This is a genomic window from Mesorhizobium sp. M7A.F.Ca.CA.002.09.1.1 (assembly GCF_003998555.1).
GTDB lineage: Bacteria > Pseudomonadota > Alphaproteobacteria > Rhizobiales > Rhizobiaceae > Mesorhizobium > Mesorhizobium ciceri.
On sequence record NZ_RZRR01001551.1, the window covers coordinates 1 to 529 of the forward strand.

The window sequence follows — 529 nt, forward strand, 5'->3', positions numbered from 1 at the left end:
GGTGGCGGCGCTTGGCGGGTCGTTCGGCCAGTGGGTTGTCTCGCTGCCACCATGCCGGGACTTCACCTTCGAGGCGACCAGCTATCTCGTTTGCGAGGTCGATCCGAAACGATATCAGCTCGAGCTGTTCTGGAAGGATGCGGCGGGCAAGCCGTTTCAGTCGCTGCACAATCTGCATGCCGCGCAACAGGCGATCGGGCGCACGATGCTGTTCGGCATCAATGCCGGCATGTATCACCCGAACCTCGCGCCGGTCGGTCTCTATGTCGAGCGCGGCCAGGAGATGGCGTCGGTGAAAACGGGTTCGGGAAGCGGCAACTTTTCCCTGCAGCCAAACGGCATTTTCTACATACGCGACGGCAGGGCCGCGGTCCGCGCCACCAGGGACTTCGTGAAGAGGCGCCCGACCGTCGACTATGCGACGCAATCGGGGCCGATGCTGGTGATCGACGGCAAGCTGCATCCGAAATTCCAGGCCGACGGCACTTCGCGGAAAACCCGCGACGGTGTCGGGGTGCGAAAGGATGGC

1 protein-coding gene is annotated in these 529 nt (G+C 63.3%); it reads left to right on the forward strand.

What is annotated here, in order from left to right; translation table 11 throughout:
* Positions 1–529 (forward strand): phosphodiester glycosidase family protein (locus EN994_RS34605; RefSeq protein ID WP_127308309.1); only part of this gene is annotated, 529 nt, incomplete at both ends.